The organism is Planctomycetia bacterium, from assembly GCA_015200345.1.
Lineage (GTDB): Bacteria > Planctomycetota > Phycisphaerae > UBA1845 > UTPLA1 > PLA3.
In genome coordinates this window covers 23,981-41,996 of sequence record CP054187.1, presented here as the reverse complement: position 1 = coordinate 41,996, position 18,016 = coordinate 23,981, and the positions used below count along the sequence as shown (strand labels likewise).

Genomic DNA, 18,016 nt, shown 5'->3' with positions numbered 1-18,016 from the left:
CGCATGCCATCCGGTATAATCCTGTAAGGTGCAAATAACGGTGGTGTGGTTCACGTTGAGCCAGCCGTAGCCGACAAGTCTAGCGAGCGCATGGTCTGCGCGCTCGGGTCGGCAAGCATCCAGTAGAGGGTGAGGGAGAATCCTCCATGTCTTTGAGCCGCGTATTTTGCGTCTGCGTAATCGGTCTAACCATCGGTTTTTCGTCAATGAGCCGGGCCGACGTAATCCTCCCCGATCTGCCGCCCGAACCAAACGCACTGCACCTTCGCACCGGAAAGGTTGTCCTCGAGCCGGCGCAGTCGCTGCATCGCCTGGACCCGGCCGCGCCCGGCGCGACGATCGCGGAGAAGGGTCACTTCGTCATTCAACTCGACGGTCCGCTGACGCCCGCGCGCGAGGCGGCGCTGGCGCAGGCCGGCGTGGTGCTCGGTCAATATCTACCGATGTATGCCTACATCGTCGAGTTGCCGGCGGGGTTTAACGCTCCGGCGCAGCTTACGGGGCTGGACTTCGTGCGATGGCTCGGCGCGTACGACGCGGGTTGGAAGCTCGACCCGGAGATTGGTACTCGTACATACCAGACGCAGGAACGTCAGCAATTGGCGGCAGAGGGAGTTCGCCTGCTGACCGTTAAGCTGCTCGACGGTTCGGATACCGGCGCGGCCATTGATCAGATCGCGAATCTCCAAGGCGCAACCATCACCAATCTGGATCCCCGCGAGGACGGCGATCTCATCGAGGTCCGCCTTCCCGATGCGTCAATTCAGCTTTTGGCGCAAGTCAAACAGATACAGTTTGTTGAAGAAGCCCCGGAGCTGACGCTCCGCAATAGCTCCAACGCATGGATTCTTCAGTCATATTCCTCCGGAAACACATCGGTTTGGAACAAGGGCGTAACCGGGGTCGGCCAGCTTGGAGGGCACATTGATGATCCCGTCAACGTCAGCCACTGCTCATTCCGTGATGCGAGTGGGAATCCGGTGGGTCCGTCGCACCGCAAGATTCAGTTCTATGGCGGCACCCAATCCTACGGCCAGCATGGCCTGCACACGGCCGCTACGTTTGTCGGGGACGAGTTCCCGATCAACGGGACCACCACGCTCCGCGGCATGGCCTATGGCGCGCGACTGGTTCACTACCGCTACTCGTCCATGACCGGCATCGGCCTGCTGGCAACGTTTAATACGATGTTCACCAATGGCGCTCGGGTTTACACCAACAGCTGGGGAGATGACGGAACGACGGCGTACACCCAGTGGTGCGTCGATATTGATACGTTCTCCTTTAATAATGAAGATGCGCTGGTCTGTTTTGCCGAAACCAATACGTCAACCTTGAAAACGCCCGAAAACGCCAAGAACTGCCTCTCGGTTTCGGCCTCCACGGACAACCCGGCGACGAGCCTCTGCTCCGGCGGGGCTGGGCCGACCAATGATCAGCGACGGAAACCGGAACTGATGGCGCCCGGCTGCTCCACGACGTCGGCTTCGGGGAGCGGCACGGTCTGCACGTCGGCGAATCTCACAGGCACGTCCATGGCCAGCCCCGCCGTCGCGGGTGCCGGGCTGCTCGTTCGGCAGTATTATACTGATGGCTATTATCCGACCGGCGCGGCGGTGCCGGCCAATGGTTTCACGCCTTCCGGCGCGCTGATTCGGGCAACCCTGATCAACTCCGGCGCCGACGTCACCGGCATCGCCGGATTCCCCAGCAACACCGAAGGCTGGGGCCGTGTCCTGCTCGAAGACGCCCTGTACTTCGCCGGCGATTCACGCAAACTCATCGTCCTCGATGATCTGCGCCGCGTGAACGGTCTCACCACCGGGCAGTCCAAGACCTACGGCATCAACGTCACCGCCGGCATGCCCTTAAAAATCACGCTCGTCTGGACGGAACGGCAGGCCGCGCTCAACGCCAATCCGGCCTACATCAACGATCTCAACCTGGTGGTTACGGGACCGGGCGGTACTTACCTCGGAAACGTCTTCTCGGGTGGGCAATCCACCACGGGCGGATCCGCGGATTTCCGAAACAATGCCGAGCAGGTCTACCTGCTCTCGCCGCCGGCTGGAACCTACACCGTTACCGTCAATGCAATCGCGGTTAACGCGCCGGGATCGCCCCAGGGATTCGCTCTCGTGGCGACCGGCAACGTCGTCCCCACGCCGCAGCAGCCCGATTGCGACCAGAGCGGCGGGTTCGACCTCACGCTGGACACCGCGTGCTTCGTGGACGTGCTGCTCGGCATCAACACGAACCCCGCGTCACAAGCAGCGGTTGATATGGACGGCAACACCTTCAACAACGGGCAGGATATCCAGCAATGGATCAACTGCGTGGTGAACAACGTCTGCAACTGATCCGCAGCAACCGTTCACAACGATCCGTCTTGAAAAGCCCTCGGCACGCTCGCCGGGGGTTTTTCATTTGATTTCGGTTCATCGCCAGCCAGCAGCTCGCGCATTGTCGTGAACGAGAACGATTCCAGCAGCCGGTGCAACCGATCTTCGAAACTTTCGCGGCCCAGCGCTTGCGTCATGCGACGCCACGGGCCAATGCGCACGCCGTGGTCGGCGTGATAGGTCAGGCCGTCCACATCCAGTTCGTACGGGTGTACGTACAGAATCGCCGGTTGGCCCGCGCGATTCAGTCGGCGCACCGCGGCGCGCACGACGGCGCCGGGCAACAGCCGAAAGTACCCGCCGCCCGCGACCGGCAGATTCACGCCCGCAACCCGAACCGTCGCGGGAGGACATTCAATCAACGGACAATCGTCCCAGCGATGGATGCCGCGCGGCGCGGTCGCGATTCCATATCGCCGATGCAGGATGGGAAACACACTCGAACTGTACGCAAAACCCAGGCGCGAAAGAATCGGACCCGCCCATCGGGTCTCGCGCACAACGCTGAAAGCCGGCGCGCGGTACCCCATCGGCCGCTCACCGGTCAGTTGTTGCAGGACGTCCAGGCTGCGACGCACATCGTTTTCGAACTCCTTCGGAGTTTGTCGCGTCAGCAATTGATGGTTATGGCCGTGCGAGGCGATTTCGTGCCCCGCCTCACGAACTTGCGCGATTAACTCCGGGAATGCTTCCGCGACGCGCGTCAGGACAAAAAACGTCGCGTGCACACCATGCCAGTGCAGGATGTTCAGCAGCTTCAGCGTGTTCTCGACCACGCGACCGGTGATCGGCTCGTTCGGCCCCAGCACGGCCACCGGCCAATCTTCGAGATCAACCGTGAAGACGTTTCTGACCGGCGTCTTCACAACTGCCGGTTCCGTGGAGTCCAGCCCGCGAAGGCGGCCGCTCTCAACGCGCGAGCGGTCCAGCCGCCCCCCGACGGTGGCACGCTCCATGTGAATGGATTCGACTGCCAAGCCCCGCGCGCTCATACGTCTCATATCGGCAACGAACGGCTTACGGAAAACAGCTGGCCTCAATCAAACCGGATCCGGCCAGCCCGGCTTGGTTTACGGGGCGTGCTCACTCGAACGGCCCCCGATACGGCGGACCGGTCAGGTACAGGTCCGTGCGAATCAGGCCCGATGCGATCCATCGGTCGAACTCATTCTCCGCTCTCAACCACGTGAGGTGGTCGAAGTCCCGACGGTGTTGCCAGAGATCACGCAGGGCATCATCGCGGACGCCGTTCGTCCACCATGCCGCGACGTCGCGCCACGAGGCTGCGCCCACCTCTGATCGGTCAAACACTGATTGGCACCGCGCCCCCAAAGCCGTCGCCATGAATTCGGCCACAGGGCGGAGCGTCTTCTCGGCTTCGCGTCGCAGCGGATGATTCGCGTCGGCGGCAACCCGCAGCAACGGAATCGCGGCGGCAGCATAACCCGCTTCGAGATACGCCGCGGCCTGCTCAACTTCGAGCGAGTCCGCGAGCGTTGGATGTTCTTGCACCCAGCTCGGCTCGGACGATTGGGGCGATGCCGGCGACGCGACCACGTCCCGGAATCGCAGTTTTGCCGCACCGCACACGCCGCTTGTGAAATAAAAGCAATACGAGGGATCCGTCAGCGGACGCGGGAACGTGAATTTCAGCGCCCAGACTCCCTGCGTGTCGCGTTCCAGAATTGTTACGTCGAACGCGTCGGTTCGAATCGTTCGCCCCGGCTCAAACATCGACCGGTCGCCAAAGCCCTCCACGAGGAACCGCCCCAGCAGTCGAGAGAAATACGCCTGCCCCTCGACGCGAACGATGAACGTGTGCGCGTCCAACTGCTCCAGTGTGCTGCGGCGGTCCATTCCCGTCGGATGCGGCGCGAACATCAGCGCATGAACGCGAACCGATGAGAATGCCGGCCCAAGCCGCTTGTCCAGATCGGGCTTGAGATACACATTGACAAAGGGCAGATTGATAAAAAAGACATCTGTAACAGTTTTCGCGGGCGGCGACGCCTGCACCCAACCGGGAACGATTCGCTCGGCCGCCGCCGTCCCCATCCATTGCAGGCGTGTCACCGGCGCCATGAAGGCCATGCCGAGGATCATCGCCAGGCCCACGGCCGGTCGAAGCGCAGATGGGGATGTGGGATGGTTGGGTACGGACATCGCCACGGCCAATCCGACCGCCACGCCCACGCCGCTCATGTAACCCGAATGCGGCGTCGCCACGACCGTCACGACGGGAAGAATGGACATCACAATCCACAACGGCCAGATCCACCATCCCACCGAGCGCCGCGCCGCCCGGCAATACATCCAAACCATCCCAACCACGATGAACAACATCAACACGCAATCACCGGGAGCTTCCGTCCACGGGTTCAGGCGCCCGGTCGGTCCGGCGACCATCGGCGCAGGCCAGATTGATACGCAGACGTAATGCAGAAACTTCGCAGCCAGCCAGCCGGCATAGCGTGAGAGATGGCCGTCGGGCCGGTGACAGTACACGTCCGGCAGCGGATCGATCCCCAGGGCGGAGCGCCATGCCATGAATGCGACACCCACGACGCCGCACGCAATGAAGAACCACCGCCGCCCCCACAGTCGCCGCCACCCGCCGTGCGCGAACTCAAACGATGCAAGGATCGCCGGGAACAGAATCGCGTTCTCGCGCGTGAAGATCGCCAGAAGCCACAGCACCCACGTCGCGGCCAACGCCCCGCGTGCATACGGCAGGCCCGTGCGCGGCGGAACCGCTCCTGATCTCGACGCATCTCCCGGGACCAACGCCGGCGGAATACGTGACGCTCGCAAGTATGCAAGCACGACCCCCAGCAACAGCGTGTTCTGAATCACGACATTCTGCGACGACGGCCACGCCACCGTCACCACCGAATGTGGGTAGATTGCGAACACCAGCCCGCCGACCAGGCTCCAGGTCCGATCGCCCGTCAGCCGCAGGCACAGCCTCCAGACGAGCAAACTGGACAGCCAGTGCAGACCGAGGCTCAACGCATGCAGCGCCGTCTCGTCGCCGCGACCGACCACGAGGTACGCGAACTTCATGCAAACGATGAAGAACGGCCGGAAGTAATGCCAGACGACGGGCTTGGTCTGCCACCAGCAATCGATGTAATCCGCCGGCGCGATGATCAGCGTGCGAAGCAGCTCGAAGAACGACCAGCCGTGTTCGCGCAAGCCTTTCTGGTGCCAATGGTCATCGAGGACCACGCCGTCCCACAGGGCCAGGCCGTGCAGCAGGAAAACCGTCAACGAAATTGCGGCCACCGGCCACACCGCCCGCGCAAGGCTGGAGCGAGTTGAAACTGTTGCATCGGGGATCGCAGGCGTGGAATCCGCGCGAAACATGGGACGGCGGACTATAAGGAATGAGAGCGCGGCCTACAACGCGCGACGGCGACGAGCGACGCCCGCGAGGCCCAGGGCGAAAAGGCATACCGTGGCCGGCTCTGGAATGTATTCGATGACAAGAGTTGGCTTAATGGCGAAGATGTTGGTCGTCTCGCGGGATGCGAAACGCTTGGCGGAACCGTCGAAGGTCTCGTTTCCAAGCAGCGTCCACCCAAAATTCGCGGCCGGATTATCAAGCCAGTTTTGCACGTCCAGCGCCATCTGCGGGCTGCTCCACTGGTAGATGGCACCACCGCCGCCAACCAGCGCCGAAGCGCTGGCAGCTGCGTTGAAGTCTCCACCGACGTTCGCCCAAAAGCTGCCGGGGCTGAACGTGTGCAGCCACGTCGCATCACCGGGCATCGCAAACGCCCCGCCGCCTCCGCCCCCCATGCCGTCGGCGCTGGAGGTGGACTCGCCCCAGTTCTGAAGCGTGCGGTGCAACGTCATCGGCTGGTCACCGGATACCGACTGGATGCAGTACAGTCGAAGCGTGGCGCTGACGATCGTGCTGCCGGCCGGAACCGCGCCGGCAACGTCAAACGCCAGCAAGGCCCGGCGAAGCGAATCCTGAAACTGAAGCGTGCGTCCGGCGAAGATCGATTCCCCGGCACCGTTGCTCAAGCTCCCGCTTGGCGACTCGTAGAGGGTATTGTCCTTGTAGGCGAAAACGTTGACGACGTCGGCCGAAACCGGCACGGAAACGGCCGCTGCAAACAGGCCAAGACAGATAATGCGTTTCAATCTACTCGCCATGACTTCGATCCCTGCTCTCCGGTCGACTCCGTGGACAACCTAAGCAGCCGGAGCAACCATGCAGTCCATCTTACCGCATATGCGGCCTTGATTCAACCGTTTGCTTCGCGCCGGATGGTTCAGAATTGATGCTTTGTGTCCGATTTGAGGTACTTCCGGCGCGCTTCGCCATAGTCGGCGGCACGGTCGGGCAGTCCGCGAATCTCTGGCGGCTGTGCCCTTGTGCTCGATTCGGCCTGCTCCCGCCCTGGCTCCCCGCACACTTGCTCGTAGATTTTTCGCAGGATGGGGATGCACCAGCCGCAGCCGGTCCCCGCGCCAAGGCAATTTGACATTTGACTCGCCCGCACCGGTTGTTCGCGCAGGGCGAAGTTCAGCAGCTTTCGCAACGGAACGTGATAGCAATAACAGATGTCGTCGTCGAGATTCATAGCAGGCAGGGAACCGGTTTCGCAGAATGATAGCGCACCGCCCGGAACAGGGCACGGGCAAAGGACCACGCGTGTTGACGCTTACGACGCCGCCCGGCTCGGTACGCAGCAGACATCCGTCGGAACGGTATCGCTCAAGACCTCGCTGCCGTCCGGCGTCATGGCGATCACATCCTCGATGCGAATGCCGAATCGACCCGGCACATAGATGCCGGGTTCCACTGTGAAACACATCCCGACTTCCAGCTTTCGCGCATTGCCCTGAACGAGGTAAGGCGGCTCATGCACGTCCAGCCCGATTCCATGCCCGAGGCGATGCGTAAAAAACTCGCCGAACCCCGCGCTCTCAATGACCGAGCGCGCGGCGGCATCGACCGACTCGCAGCAGACGCCCGGTCTCGCGGCTTGAATCGCCGCCCGTTGCGCCGCTCGAACGGCCTGATAAGCCTTTGTGAAATCGTCCGACGCTCGCCCCAGGGTGAATGTCCGAGTCATGTCCCCCAGGTAGCCGTTCTTTCGAGCGACAAAGTCCACGATCACGCCGTCGCCGTCGCGAACGCGCCGGAACCCGGCCGATTGATGCGGAATCGCCGCGTTTTCCCCGCTCTGAATCAGGTCGCCGAACGGCGTGACGCCCATCTTGACAAGCTGCTCCGTGACACCGCGCGACAATTCGTGTTCGGTGATTCCCGGCTGCAATCGGCGAGATACCAGATCATAGATCTGTCCCGTATCGTGACAGGCAGCGCGGATGGCCGCTATTTCTTCCGGCGTCTTGATCTCGCGGATCGAATCGAGAATTCCCGGATCAGTTTCGAAACGCGCCTTCAGCATCGCCTCACTCAACCGGCGCTGTGCATCCAGCCACATGTAGCCGTCAAGATATATGCGGCCGCGATCGACGCCGAGCAATCGTGCAGCCTCCGCCGCCGACGCGTAGGCGTCCTCGTGCTCCAACCAGGTTACGAGAATCGAACCAGCCGGCAGCGCCCGCGCCATGTCGGCTTCAAAGCCCGGCACAACCAGCGCGGTCTGGCCGGCGCGATTGATCCAGCCGCAGATCAGACGATCCGACGGCGCGAGCGGGACACCCGTGAATCCAAGAATGTTCGAATCGCGAAATAGAAGAATGGCATCCGCGTCATGTTGGGCCAGCAGCGCTGCGGCGCGCTGGACATGATTCCGCACAATGCTCTCCCCGATTGCCTTCGGCCCAACCTCGGCCAAAACCGGGCGCGCTTCAACGATGGTAAAACTCATACACTCCACCACGATGGCGAAACGCTGTTCGCTGCCCACCTACCCCATTGTCGTTAACGTTATCATATTTTGCTCGACTCTTCAAGTGCTTTCTTTTCACTCATTTGCGAAGGGCTGGGCCACGCCGCGTATCCGGTTTGTACTGAATTCATACTACGGACGTGCTGCTGTCATCGCCGCCGAGGATATAAAACCGATTCTTGCCGCCCTCTTTCGCCCGGAGCAACGCCCGATCCGCCGCCTCCAATAGTTCGGTCGCATCCTTTGCCTGCGTGGGAAAGTGCGCCAGCCCGCCGCTGATGGTCAGTGCCCCCTGCGAATCCTGGCCCAGCCGGGTGAATCGGTGCTTTTTCAGCGCCGCCCGAAACCGTTGAAGAACCATCAGCACACCGGCAGGATGGCGCGAACCGGCCGCACGTGGACCCTCGGGATCCCAGAAGACGACCACGAACTCATCACCGCCGTACCGCGCGACCATGTCCGTTCGCCGAGAGCATTGCACGAACAATCGCCCGACTTCGCAGAGAATCTCGTCGCCTGCGTCATGCCCATACCGATCGTTGTAACGCTTGAAGTCGTCGATGTCGAAAACGAGCGCCGTCACGATCTGTCCTGACGCACCGGCGACCTGAAGCGTCGCGCCCAGAAACTCCATGAGATGCCGCCGGTTTGGCAGTCCGGTCAGCTCGTCCGCCAACGCCAACTGCCGCCAGCGCTCGGCTTGCGCCGCGGCTTCGGCCAAGCGACCCAACACGCCGGCGTAGCCCCGCAATCGCTGAATATCGTCAATCGTGTAACCACCGGCTCGACTCCGTCCCGCGCGAATAAAGCCGATCTTTTCACCCTGCCGCGTGATCGTCTGCACGAGCAACGCCTCGCGCACGTCACGATCCTCACCGGCGCGGCCCACCTGTTCATCCATGCTCACCAACACGCTTTCGGCGCCGATGGATTCGCCAATCAAGCCCGCGATTTGATCCAAGGCCTCCAATCGGCCTTCGAGCAACCTCGGAATTGCCTCCGCCAGCGTCTCCAACGGGTCAGGCCGTGACGAACGAATCGCCGGCTCGCTCGCCGGGGGCGCGTTCTGCGCCGCGCCGAACGCGCGGATCAGGTCAGCTCGCTCCAGTGGCAGGACGACGTAATCATCCGCCCCTTGCGCCACCATCTGCTGCCCGACCCCCTCCTGGGCAGGCGGGCAACAAAAAATCACCCGCGCCTCGCCCGCAACGCGCCGAAGTGCCGCCATCGCGGCAGCCGGCTGGCGGCAGCTTTCGTCGTGCCCGACCAATACGCCGCGCGTCGCCTTGCGGGGCAGTTCGGCGATGCCTTCCAGAAGCGTCCGCACGCCCTCGATCCGGCTGGGCGCGAGCGCCTCCACCATGGCGGGGCCCAGCTTGCCGAGATCCCCCACGATGAGATAGCGACCATCGATCGAGGGTCCGTTCATCCCCGTGCCCCCTCGTCCGTATCAGACTCCTCACGCGGATCAACCCATTCGTCGCTTTTTAGCAACTCGTCCTCGTCTTCGCGCGACCACTCGTCATCCGACAGATCCCCGCAAGGCAACTCATCGTGAAACGGCGTGGAGATCCCGTCGCCTTCATCCGGTTGACCCGACCCGGGTGGGCGACGACGGACCACCTTCCCCCGTTCGCCACTCATCCGTCGTCGAACGGCATCGTGAAGCGATTCTACATCTCCCATTTCCCCCGGCTCCCGGTCTGTCGATAGCGGCCGATCCGGCAGCACCGGCATCGACCGCGGACCTTCCACCTCGTCCGCATCCGACGATCCATCCATATGGTGCTCTTCGCCATTGGTCACGCCGTACCCATCCTGCGCCAACGCCTCCAGCTCGCTCTGCGTCAGCGGAACACCGAACTCCGTCGGTTCCGTGGACTCGTCAAGCCTGTCGGCCGCATCACAAGCCGTTTCCGCCTTCGCATCGCCCGCGTGTGAAGACGCGGCGGGCTCGCTCCATTGCCCCACCCCCCTCGATGACGGACCGGCGGTTTCCATGAGCGATTCGAGTGAAACACGATGGACGCCGGGCGCGTCGATGTTCATCCAGTCGCTCGGCCCATCCAACGCCGGCACCATAATATCGACATTTTGATAATATCGCGGCGCCAGCGCCAGAAACGCGCTCTCCGCTTCGTCCAGGTACCGCACATCCACGATGACCCGCGACACCGCGGGCGTTTCAGACAGCCGTGCCATGGCTGCGTACACATCGCGAACGCGCTCGGTCGGCTGGCCGACTGCTTCCAGCGCAGCGCGCCACCGCTCGAGGACCGGATCCCCGAAGCCGTCGACAAACAGCACCGTTCCGGAAGCATTGCGATTCACGTGTGCTCTCACCACGTTTTCCGCAGCCGGTACGCCGCCCCCCCGCACCGGGCGCACCCGACCGGTTCCCCCGCCTCATCCTAACCGGTCAATCCCCTCGATACGCTGCCGCGCCGGATGCTGCTCGATCCAGTCGCGCACAGTTCATGTGCAGGATCACCCTCAACGCGATTCGGGTGGTCCTAACATGCGGCCGCATCCAAGTTTATGGCCGCGATCGCAGTGAGTCAAAGTTGGCAAGGCCGATGGTGATGGATAGAATCCCGCCATGCGCACGGATGCCGCTTTCATTCGGACGTTGAATTCACGCCACCCACGACCAGTAATCATCCGCGCTGCGTTCGCCGCAGCCGTGATTTTATCGACATGTGTCGCTGTTGCCCGCGCCGAGGACCGCCTCCCTGAAGCGACGCGTCCATCCGAACACGATAACCTGACCGCCCTGCTCGATCGCGTCCTCACCGGCCATGGTCAGGCGAACGCGCGTTTCGGCGGTCGCGTCGTGAGCCTGCCATCGGGTGACGTCGTGTACGATTCCGGCGGACGATCGCCTCTCATTCCCGCCAGCAACATGAAACTCGTCGTCATGGCGACGGCGATTGACCATCTCGGACCCGATTACGAGTTTCGAACGATTTGCGCCATTCGTGGGCAGGACCTGGTGGTCATCGGCGGCGGCGATCCGACGCTCGGCGATGATCGCCTCGCGACCGAGCGCCAGGAGCCGATCACGGCGGTCTTTCGTGATTGGGCGCAGCGGCTGAAGGCGTCGGGCTTGAAGCAGATTCCAGGCAACATCGTGATCGACGATTCGCTGTTCGATCGTCAGTTCACCCATCCGAACTGGCCCCCCGAGCAGCACGAGACGTGGTACGAAGCGCCGGTGGGCGCGCTGAACTTCGCCGACAACTGCGTGGAGATTCGCGTCAAACCGGGCAAGGCCGGAATGCCCGCGACGGTCACGATGATCCCCGGCAACACGGCGATGAAGATCGTCAACAAGACAACGACCGGCTCCAAGCAGACCGTCAGCGCGCATCGGCGCCGCGGCAGCGACGAGATCGTCGTGACCGGCTCCGTGACCCGCGCCGGCACGCTGGGCCCGATTTCCGTAAACGACCCCGGCCTGTATTTCGGCGGCGTATTGCGGACCGTGCTGGCCTCACAGGGAATCAAGGTGGGTGGCGCGGTCGTGCGACAGTCCGTACCGCGCGATGCGAACGGCAATCCGACCGGCGCGCACGTCGTCGCCGTGGTGAAGACACCGCTCCGCAACGCGCTGGCCCGCGCCGGCAAACAAAGCCTCGGCATGATGGCGGAAGCGTTGATCAAGCTGCTGGGCAGCCGGCAATCGGGCGTCGGCTCGTGGGAGAGCGGCCGTGCCGTGGTGATGTCATTCCTTCAGAAAGTGGGTGCCGATACGGCAAGTTGCAGGGTGGATGACGGCAGCGGCCTTTCGCGCCTGAACCGTATCAGTCCGCTGGCCATGACGCGGGTGCTGCAATACATGCACACCGCCTCGCCGGAAAAATTCGCCTTGCTGCGGGACTGCCTCGCCATCGCCGGCGTCGATGGCACGCTCGAAAAACGCATGCGCGACCCGGCCACCAAAGGCCGCGTCTTCGCCAAGACCGGATACATCAACGGCGTCCGCACCCTCGCGGGTTACATCCGAACCGGCCCGGACCGTTGGCTGGCCTTTGCCTTCTTCTACAATCAAGCCGCCGCCACCCGGCCCCTCTCCGATGCACAGGACAAAGCGTGCAAATTGCTCGCTGGAGGCGGGTCATCTCGACCCTGACCGCGCGATTACAATATCAGGTTGGGTCCGTGCGACGAATTCTTCCTCGCTGACGGCTGCGACACCATGACGCTTTCCAAAGCCTGGCGACAGTTCCGAGTCGGTATGATCGTCACGGATGCCGTGACGGTGACGCTGACGTACATCCTTGCCGACTACCTGCGCTGCCGGTTCTGGATGAACAACACGCCGTGGCCCGAGTATCACCCCGGCGTCGGCAGTTCGGTTCGCATTCACATGCAGGTGCTGGTCTTCCTGCCCTTCGCGTGGCCGATCCTGCTGAATTGGCTTGGTTGGTACCAGCAGAAATGGCGCAGCACGCGGTGGCTGCTGCGACACGCCGTCGCCGGGAGCGCCATTCTCGGCCTGTTCATGGCGGCCCTGGCGCTGCTCTTTTCGCGCGACCTGTACCCCCGTGCCCAGATCGGCTTCGCCGCCGCCCTGCTCCCTGCGACCACCCTTGCAGTCCGCGGTATAAACGCGTGGCTGGGCCGCTGGATCAGCGCCCGTCACCGCGCCCATGTCCTCATCGTGGGTACCGGACGCGACGCGGTCCTGTTGCGACGGCTGCTGCGAACCACCCTGCTCGGCAAATCGGCCGTTGTGGGCCATCTGCGCGGGCCGTGGGAATCCGCGGACAATTTGTCGCATACCGGAGCCGTCCTGGGCGATTTGGAACAACTGGTGCCGATCCTCGATCGGCAAGTCGTGGATGAGGTGATTTTTTGCGCGCCGCTCGACGCCATCGCAAGCCTGCTGCCTGCCATTCGCCAGTGCGAGGAGATCGGCGTCACGGCGCTGGTGCGTGCAGACGGGCTGGCGGCGCACTCGGTCCCGGAGATGGTGGACTTCCACGGCGTGCCGCTGCTGCACTACGCCCCGGCGCGGCACTCGCCCGAATTGCTGTCGATCAAGCGTGGTTTGGACGTGCTTTTTGCGATTATCGGAATCATCCTGACCGCGCCGATAATGCTAGTATGCGCGGCGCTCATCAAGGCATCGTCACCGGGGCCGGTCCTGTTTCGCCAGCGGCGAAGCGGACTGAATGGGCGCGAGTTCGAGATGCTCAAGTTCCGCACGATGACGCCGGATGCGGAGCGCCGGCGCGAGGAGATGGAGCATTTGAACGAGCTGGACGGACCGGTTTTCAAAGTTGTCGACGATCCACGCATCATTCGTGTTGGCAAGTTCTTACGGCGATGGAGCCTCGACGAGCTGCCGCAGCTTTTCAATGTTCTCAAGGGCGACATGTCCATCGTAGGGCCTCGTCCTCCGATTCCGGCGGAAGTTGCGCGTTACGACCGCTGGCAGCGACGGCGATTAAGCATGCGGCCCGGGCTGACGTGCCTCTGGCAGGTCAAGGGTCGGCATCGAATCGGGTTCGAAGAGTGGATGGCCCTGGACTTGTTTTACATCGATCATTGGTCGCTCAAGCTCGATTTCCTTATCATCTTCCGCACGGTGACCACGGTCTTCGCCGGGTCGGGGGCCTGATTTTCCTTCGTTGCTTGAGGGCGCGATGACCTGTCTATTCACCCTGCTTGCCACGCTCGGCCTCACGCTGGCCGGCCAGACCCTGCCAACGGGCACGAGCACGCCCGAGGAGGATACGCCGGTCCCGACGGCGCTCACGCCCGAGACGATCCTCCCGAACGCGATTCGCGCCGAGTTGCGAACGCCACGCGTGATGGTTCCGGTGGGCAGCCCGGTCTTTGTCGAATTCACGATTATCAACATCAGCGACGCACCGGTGAAGCTGTCCGTCCCCGGCGCGTTGGTCGGTCGCGAACGCTACGACAGCGGGATCGGCCTGCCGCTGGAGCATGTCTTTTCGGCGGCACAATTCCGCGGACTGGAGGTTGTGAGCGAGACGAATCCGGCGATGGGCGAGCGCGTCACGCGCAAACCCGAGTACCCCATCCCGGCGATCACGCTCGCGCCGTATGCAACGATCGGTTTGCGATTCGACGTGGCGCGTTTCTATCCCGGCCTGCACCAGGCGGGGATTTATCAACTCACGTGGCGGCCCTACGGCGGCGTGGTCACGAGCAACACGCTACAGATCCACGTCGTGCAGTACAAGCAAGTCGTGATGGAGACCGAGTTCGGCAACGTGACGTTTCAGTTGCTGTACGACAAGGCCCCGCATCACGTGGCAAACTTCCTCGATCTCGTCGATCGCCGCTTCTACAACGGCAAGGTGTTCCACCTCGTCTTTGAGAATCAATTTCTGCTGGGGGGCTGTCCGAACGGCGACGGCACGGGCAGGCGACCCGACGGCGTCACGCTGCCGCCGGAGTTCAACGACACGCCCTTCCAGTTCGGCACGGTCGGTATGGCTCTGATCGAGGGCGATCCACAATCGGGCAGCTCGCAATTCTTCATTTGTCTATCTCGGCAGCCGAACTGGGACGGACGGTACACCGCCTTCGCCCAGATCGCCGGTCCGCAGTCGCTGGCGGTCTTGCGCAAGATGGCCCAAGTCGAAGTCGACGCCGAGCGCCGGCCCAAGAAGCCGCTGCTGATCAAGAGCATGTCGATTCAGGATGCCGTCATCGTCCCCCGCGTGACGCAGTAGGCCCGGCATGCTCATGCCCCCCCCCGCAGCCACGTCGCAGTCGGCTCGCCAAGGCTAGCCGTTCCCCTCGCAGAAAGATCGTTCACGCATACTTTTTCGTCACCCTGAACGGCGCACACGGCGACGTCCGCTCGCCCGTCTCCACGCGCATCCCGTCGAAGTTCTTTCGCCGATTGCACAGATCGATGAATTGTTTGGTGATGGCTTCCGCGCACAAGGCCATTCCCGCGTGCGGGGCATGGTTTCAACCGCTTCATGGCGAAGCCACAGCAGCCTGGATCGTAATTCGATGCAGGACAAACGACGTACGACAGCAGGGCGAATTCGCCGATGGAACGCAAAAGCCCGCCGGTATCGCTCTCTTCGCATTGCCATCGGCCGCGCTTGCAGTCGTCCGAACCGGGCATACAATGCCTGGTTCGCACGGGGCGTAGCTCAGCCTGGTTAGAGCGCTTGGTTCGGGACCAAGAGGTCGGAAGTTCGAATCTTCTCGCCCCGACTTTTCGAGAGATCAAGCCCTTCGGCGAGCACGTCGAAGGGCTTTTTCATTGTGCTGCCGGGATTTGCGTCGGAAATCGGCAGTTCAATCTCGTGCTCCAAGCCGGAACTTTGCAGACGATTGGGGTTCAATGCGTTGAGGGGATTTGAACTTCGTTCGGCGGGCCGGTGACTTCTCCCACCAAGAACTCGGCGCGGTAGATCGGGCGGCTGGTCATGGTCAGAGACGAAAGGGCGATCGGGTCGGTCGGCGCGAGCGTCTCGGCATTGGGGATGGGGCTGACTAGAACTGGTTTTGCTCTGTTGACAACATCTGCTGCGAATTTGCCCCCGGCTATCGCCGGAGGGTGTAGGCCAGGACGCGGATCGCTGCTTCGGTGAACAGACCGCGTTCTGTGCGGGCGTTCAGGTGCGATCCCATGGTGCGTTTGAGCCCGCTGAAGAAGGACTCGACATGCCAGCGACGACCATACCGCTTCGGCAGCCGCGTCATCTGCGATCGGTAGCGACCGTTCACGCCGCCATCGCGGCGATGCACCGCCGGCGGGATGTAACTGCGCACGCCCCACGTCTCACGACAGTACGTATGAACCCACTCCGCATCGTAGCCGGCATCCGCGTACAAATACTTCGGGCGCAGCTTCTGGGCGGTTTCCGTCAGGAGCCAGCGCGCTTCAGCCTTGTCGTTGCCCGGCCCCCAGCCGACGACCAGGCCCGCCGCCAGCATGCTCTTGCAGGTCACAGACGCCGACACCTTCACGTACTGCTGGCGCTGCCGCCCGCTGCGGCTGACGTAGTGAGCGCTGGCCGACGAGGTCTCCAGACCCGTCGAATCCATCGCCACTTCGTCGCTCTGGTCACCCACCTCACGCAGAATCTCTTGCAGCAGGAATTCCAGAATCTCCGGAATCACCGTGCGATCAGCGAACTTCTTGAGCGTCGAGTAGTGCGGCAGCCGCTCCATGCACAGAATGCGGCGAAGCTGGCCCGAGGCTTCGAGCAGTTCAATCACCCCGCGATAGGTGGTCTTGGTATAAGCCCGCAGCACCAGGCAGGTCATCAGTTGCCGCTGCGTGAACTTATGCGGACTCTTCGGGTGGCCGTACGGCAGCAGGCACCGCCCGGCGACCTTCATGCTCAGCGTTGCGACGTTCAGCAGGAGATTGGTGTTCTTCGCCATGAACGGCGTTTACAAAATCAACGCCTCGAAGTCAAGATGTTTTCAACGAAGCAAACTGGTTTCAAAACTCCTCTCCCCCTTGGGGGAGAGGTTGGGTGAGGGGAAAAGCAGTTCAACCGAAAGGATTCACCCTCATCCCGACCCTCTCCCTGGAAAGGAAAGGGGGTTATGAAACCGCTTGCAGGCTTTACGCGGCGCGAACCAGAATTTCGACAACGCGGCCCTTGTCGGAAGGGGCTAGAATCCGATCACGACGTCGGCGGCCACAAACCTTGCGCTGCGATCAGTCGCGAGATCGCGGCAATGATCATGTGCAGCCTTTCGTTTGGCAGCGTCAGCGCCTGCCCAGCAGCCTGGTGAGGCGGTTGCGCGCGTGCCGGCTCATCGGCAAACCCATCACGACGCGCGAGACTGCGACCGTTCGAGATCGCGCACGGCCCCGCGCGTCGCCCGCGTCGCAGTCCGTGCTTCGACTCCCCTATTTCAGGGCGGTCAAATCTGCGCCGTGGTTAATGTGAAACACCTGTCCGTTCATCACGAGTGCGGGAACGGACTTGACTCCCTGTCGCTCGGCCTCACTGATCCGCGTTTTGTCCTGCCCGAGGTGAACGATCTTGACGTTGTAGCGGTTCGGATCGAGCGCGCCAACGAAGGCCTTCTCGGCGCTGACGCAGACCGGGCAACCCGCGTGGTAGAAAACGGCTTCGGAATTCATCATGTCTCTCCTTAGCATCGCAGATGCTCCATGGACACGGCGTCCACGGCGTTTGTACAATGAACGGCATCGAGGTCACGCGTTCAAGTACGCACAAAACGGTTCGGTAGGAACAAAATGGTAAGGATTGGGATATCGGCGAAGGGGAACGGGTTGAAACAGTCGGCGAACCGGCGCGAAAAAGGGGTCTGCATCGCGGCGGCCGTCGAAAGCATCGTGCGCTGCAAGTGGTCGCTTCAGGTGCTCGGTCGGATTCGCCGCGGGATTACCCGTCCCGGCGCGCTGGTTCGCGCCTGCCCGGGTCTTTCGACAAAAGTCTTGAACGAGCGGCTGGCCAAGATGGTTCGTTTCGGAATCCTGGAGCGCATCGCGTTTCCCGAGGTCCCGCCGCGCGTGGAGTACCGGTTGACGGATATGGGGGTCTCCTTTGTGAAGATTCTCGATGCCATCGAGAATCTTCAACATCTCGCGAACACGTCCGGTGCAACAGATCCTTCAACCGCGGCGAAGCTCACGAATTCCCGCTCCGCGACCGCCAAGCGCACGGTCATCCGGAAATACACTCCTTAGCCATTCGGTCGATCGAATCCGCGTTCGATCGTTCGAACCACTGCATCGTTCACCGTCAAGTCGCG

General features: G+C 62.4%; 14 protein-coding genes and 1 tRNA gene. 6 read left to right on the top strand and 9 right to left on the bottom strand.

Features of this window, described 5'->3' with window-relative positions; genetic code table 11:
* The first annotated feature begins 146 nt into the window (after positions 1-146).
* A complete protein-coding gene (locus tag HRU71_00190) occupies positions 147-2,360 on the top strand; it encodes a S8 family serine peptidase (protein ID QOJ01999.1) in 2,214 nt (737 codons plus the stop codon).
* 14 nt (positions 2,361-2,374) lie between these two features.
* Here the strand turns inward: HRU71_00190 and HRU71_00185 are convergent, their stop codons facing one another.
* The 7 genes from HRU71_00185 to HRU71_00155 form a co-directional block, all read right to left on the bottom strand.
* Positions 2,375-3,379, bottom strand: a complete 1,005-nt coding sequence (locus HRU71_00185; GenBank protein QOJ01998.1) for a DUF3473 domain-containing protein — start codon at positions 3,377-3,379, stop codon at positions 2,375-2,377.
* Between the two features lie 106 nt (positions 3,380-3,485).
* Positions 3,486-5,687: a hypothetical protein gene (locus tag HRU71_00180; protein QOJ01997.1), complete on the bottom strand. Its 2,202-nt coding sequence runs from the start codon at positions 5,685-5,687 to the stop codon at positions 3,486-3,488.
* Between the two features lie 114 nt (positions 5,688-5,801).
* Positions 5,802-6,566, bottom strand: coding sequence for a PEP-CTERM sorting domain-containing protein (locus HRU71_00175; protein QOJ04874.1), 765 nt, complete (start codon positions 6,564-6,566; stop codon positions 5,802-5,804).
* Positions 6,567-6,685: 119 nt separating this feature from the next.
* Positions 6,686-6,997, bottom strand: coding sequence for a (2Fe-2S)-binding protein (locus HRU71_00170; GenBank protein ID QOJ01996.1), 312 nt, complete (start codon positions 6,995-6,997; stop codon positions 6,686-6,688).
* Between the two features lie 81 nt (positions 6,998-7,078).
* Positions 7,079-8,185 (bottom strand): aminopeptidase P family protein, encoded by a 1,107-nt coding sequence (locus HRU71_00165; GenBank protein QOJ01995.1) that lies wholly within the window; start codon positions 8,183-8,185, stop codon positions 7,079-7,081.
* 220 nt (positions 8,186-8,405) lie between these two features.
* The gene (locus tag HRU71_00160; protein QOJ01994.1) at positions 8,406-9,707 is read right to left on the bottom strand and encodes a GGDEF domain-containing protein; all 1,302 of its coding nucleotides are present in this window, start codon (positions 9,705-9,707) and stop codon (positions 8,406-8,408) included.
* Positions 9,704-10,609, bottom strand: coding sequence for a hypothetical protein (locus tag HRU71_00155; GenBank protein ID QOJ01993.1), 906 nt, complete (start codon positions 10,607-10,609; stop codon positions 9,704-9,706). Before HRU71_00155 ends, HRU71_00160 begins: the two co-directional genes overlap by 4 nt.
* A gap of 268 nt (positions 10,610-10,877) precedes the next feature.
* On the opposite strand from HRU71_00155, the gene dacB reads away from it, so the two are divergent.
* The 4 genes from dacB (at position 10,878) to HRU71_00135 (ending at position 15,487) form a co-directional block, all read left to right on the top strand.
* A complete protein-coding gene (dacB, locus tag HRU71_00150; GenBank protein QOJ01992.1) occupies positions 10,878-12,410 on the top strand; it encodes a D-alanyl-D-alanine carboxypeptidase/D-alanyl-D-alanine-endopeptidase in 1,533 nt (510 codons plus the stop codon).
* A 66-nt stretch (positions 12,411-12,476) separates the two neighbouring features.
* A complete protein-coding gene (locus HRU71_00145; GenBank protein QOJ01991.1) occupies positions 12,477-13,904 on the top strand; it encodes a sugar transferase in 1,428 nt (475 codons plus the stop codon).
* A gap of 25 nt (positions 13,905-13,929) precedes the next feature.
* Entirely contained in the window at positions 13,930-14,988 is a 1,059-nt protein-coding gene (locus tag HRU71_00140) for a peptidylprolyl isomerase (protein ID QOJ01990.1), read from the top strand.
* A gap of 424 nt (positions 14,989-15,412) precedes the next feature.
* Positions 15,413-15,487 (top strand) — tRNA-Pro (locus tag HRU71_00135).
* 333 nt (positions 15,488-15,820) lie between these two features.
* Here HRU71_00135 and HRU71_00130 read toward each other — a convergent pair.
* Both HRU71_00130 and HRU71_00125 read right to left on the bottom strand, forming a co-directional pair.
* The gene (locus HRU71_00130; protein QOJ01989.1) at positions 15,821-16,666 is read right to left on the bottom strand and encodes a transposase; all 846 of its coding nucleotides are present in this window, start codon (positions 16,664-16,666) and stop codon (positions 15,821-15,823) included.
* Between the two features lie 478 nt (positions 16,667-17,144).
* The gene (locus HRU71_00125; protein QOJ04873.1) at positions 17,145-17,381 is read right to left on the bottom strand and encodes a thioredoxin family protein; all 237 of its coding nucleotides are present in this window, start codon (positions 17,379-17,381) and stop codon (positions 17,145-17,147) included.
* Between the two features lie 117 nt (positions 17,382-17,498).
* Here HRU71_00125 and HRU71_00120 point away from each other — a divergent pair, with 117 nt between their 5' ends.
* Positions 17,499-17,951, top strand: a complete 453-nt coding sequence (locus HRU71_00120; protein ID QOJ01988.1) for a helix-turn-helix transcriptional regulator — start codon at positions 17,499-17,501, stop codon at positions 17,949-17,951.
* Positions 17,952-18,016: the final 65 nt, after the last annotated feature.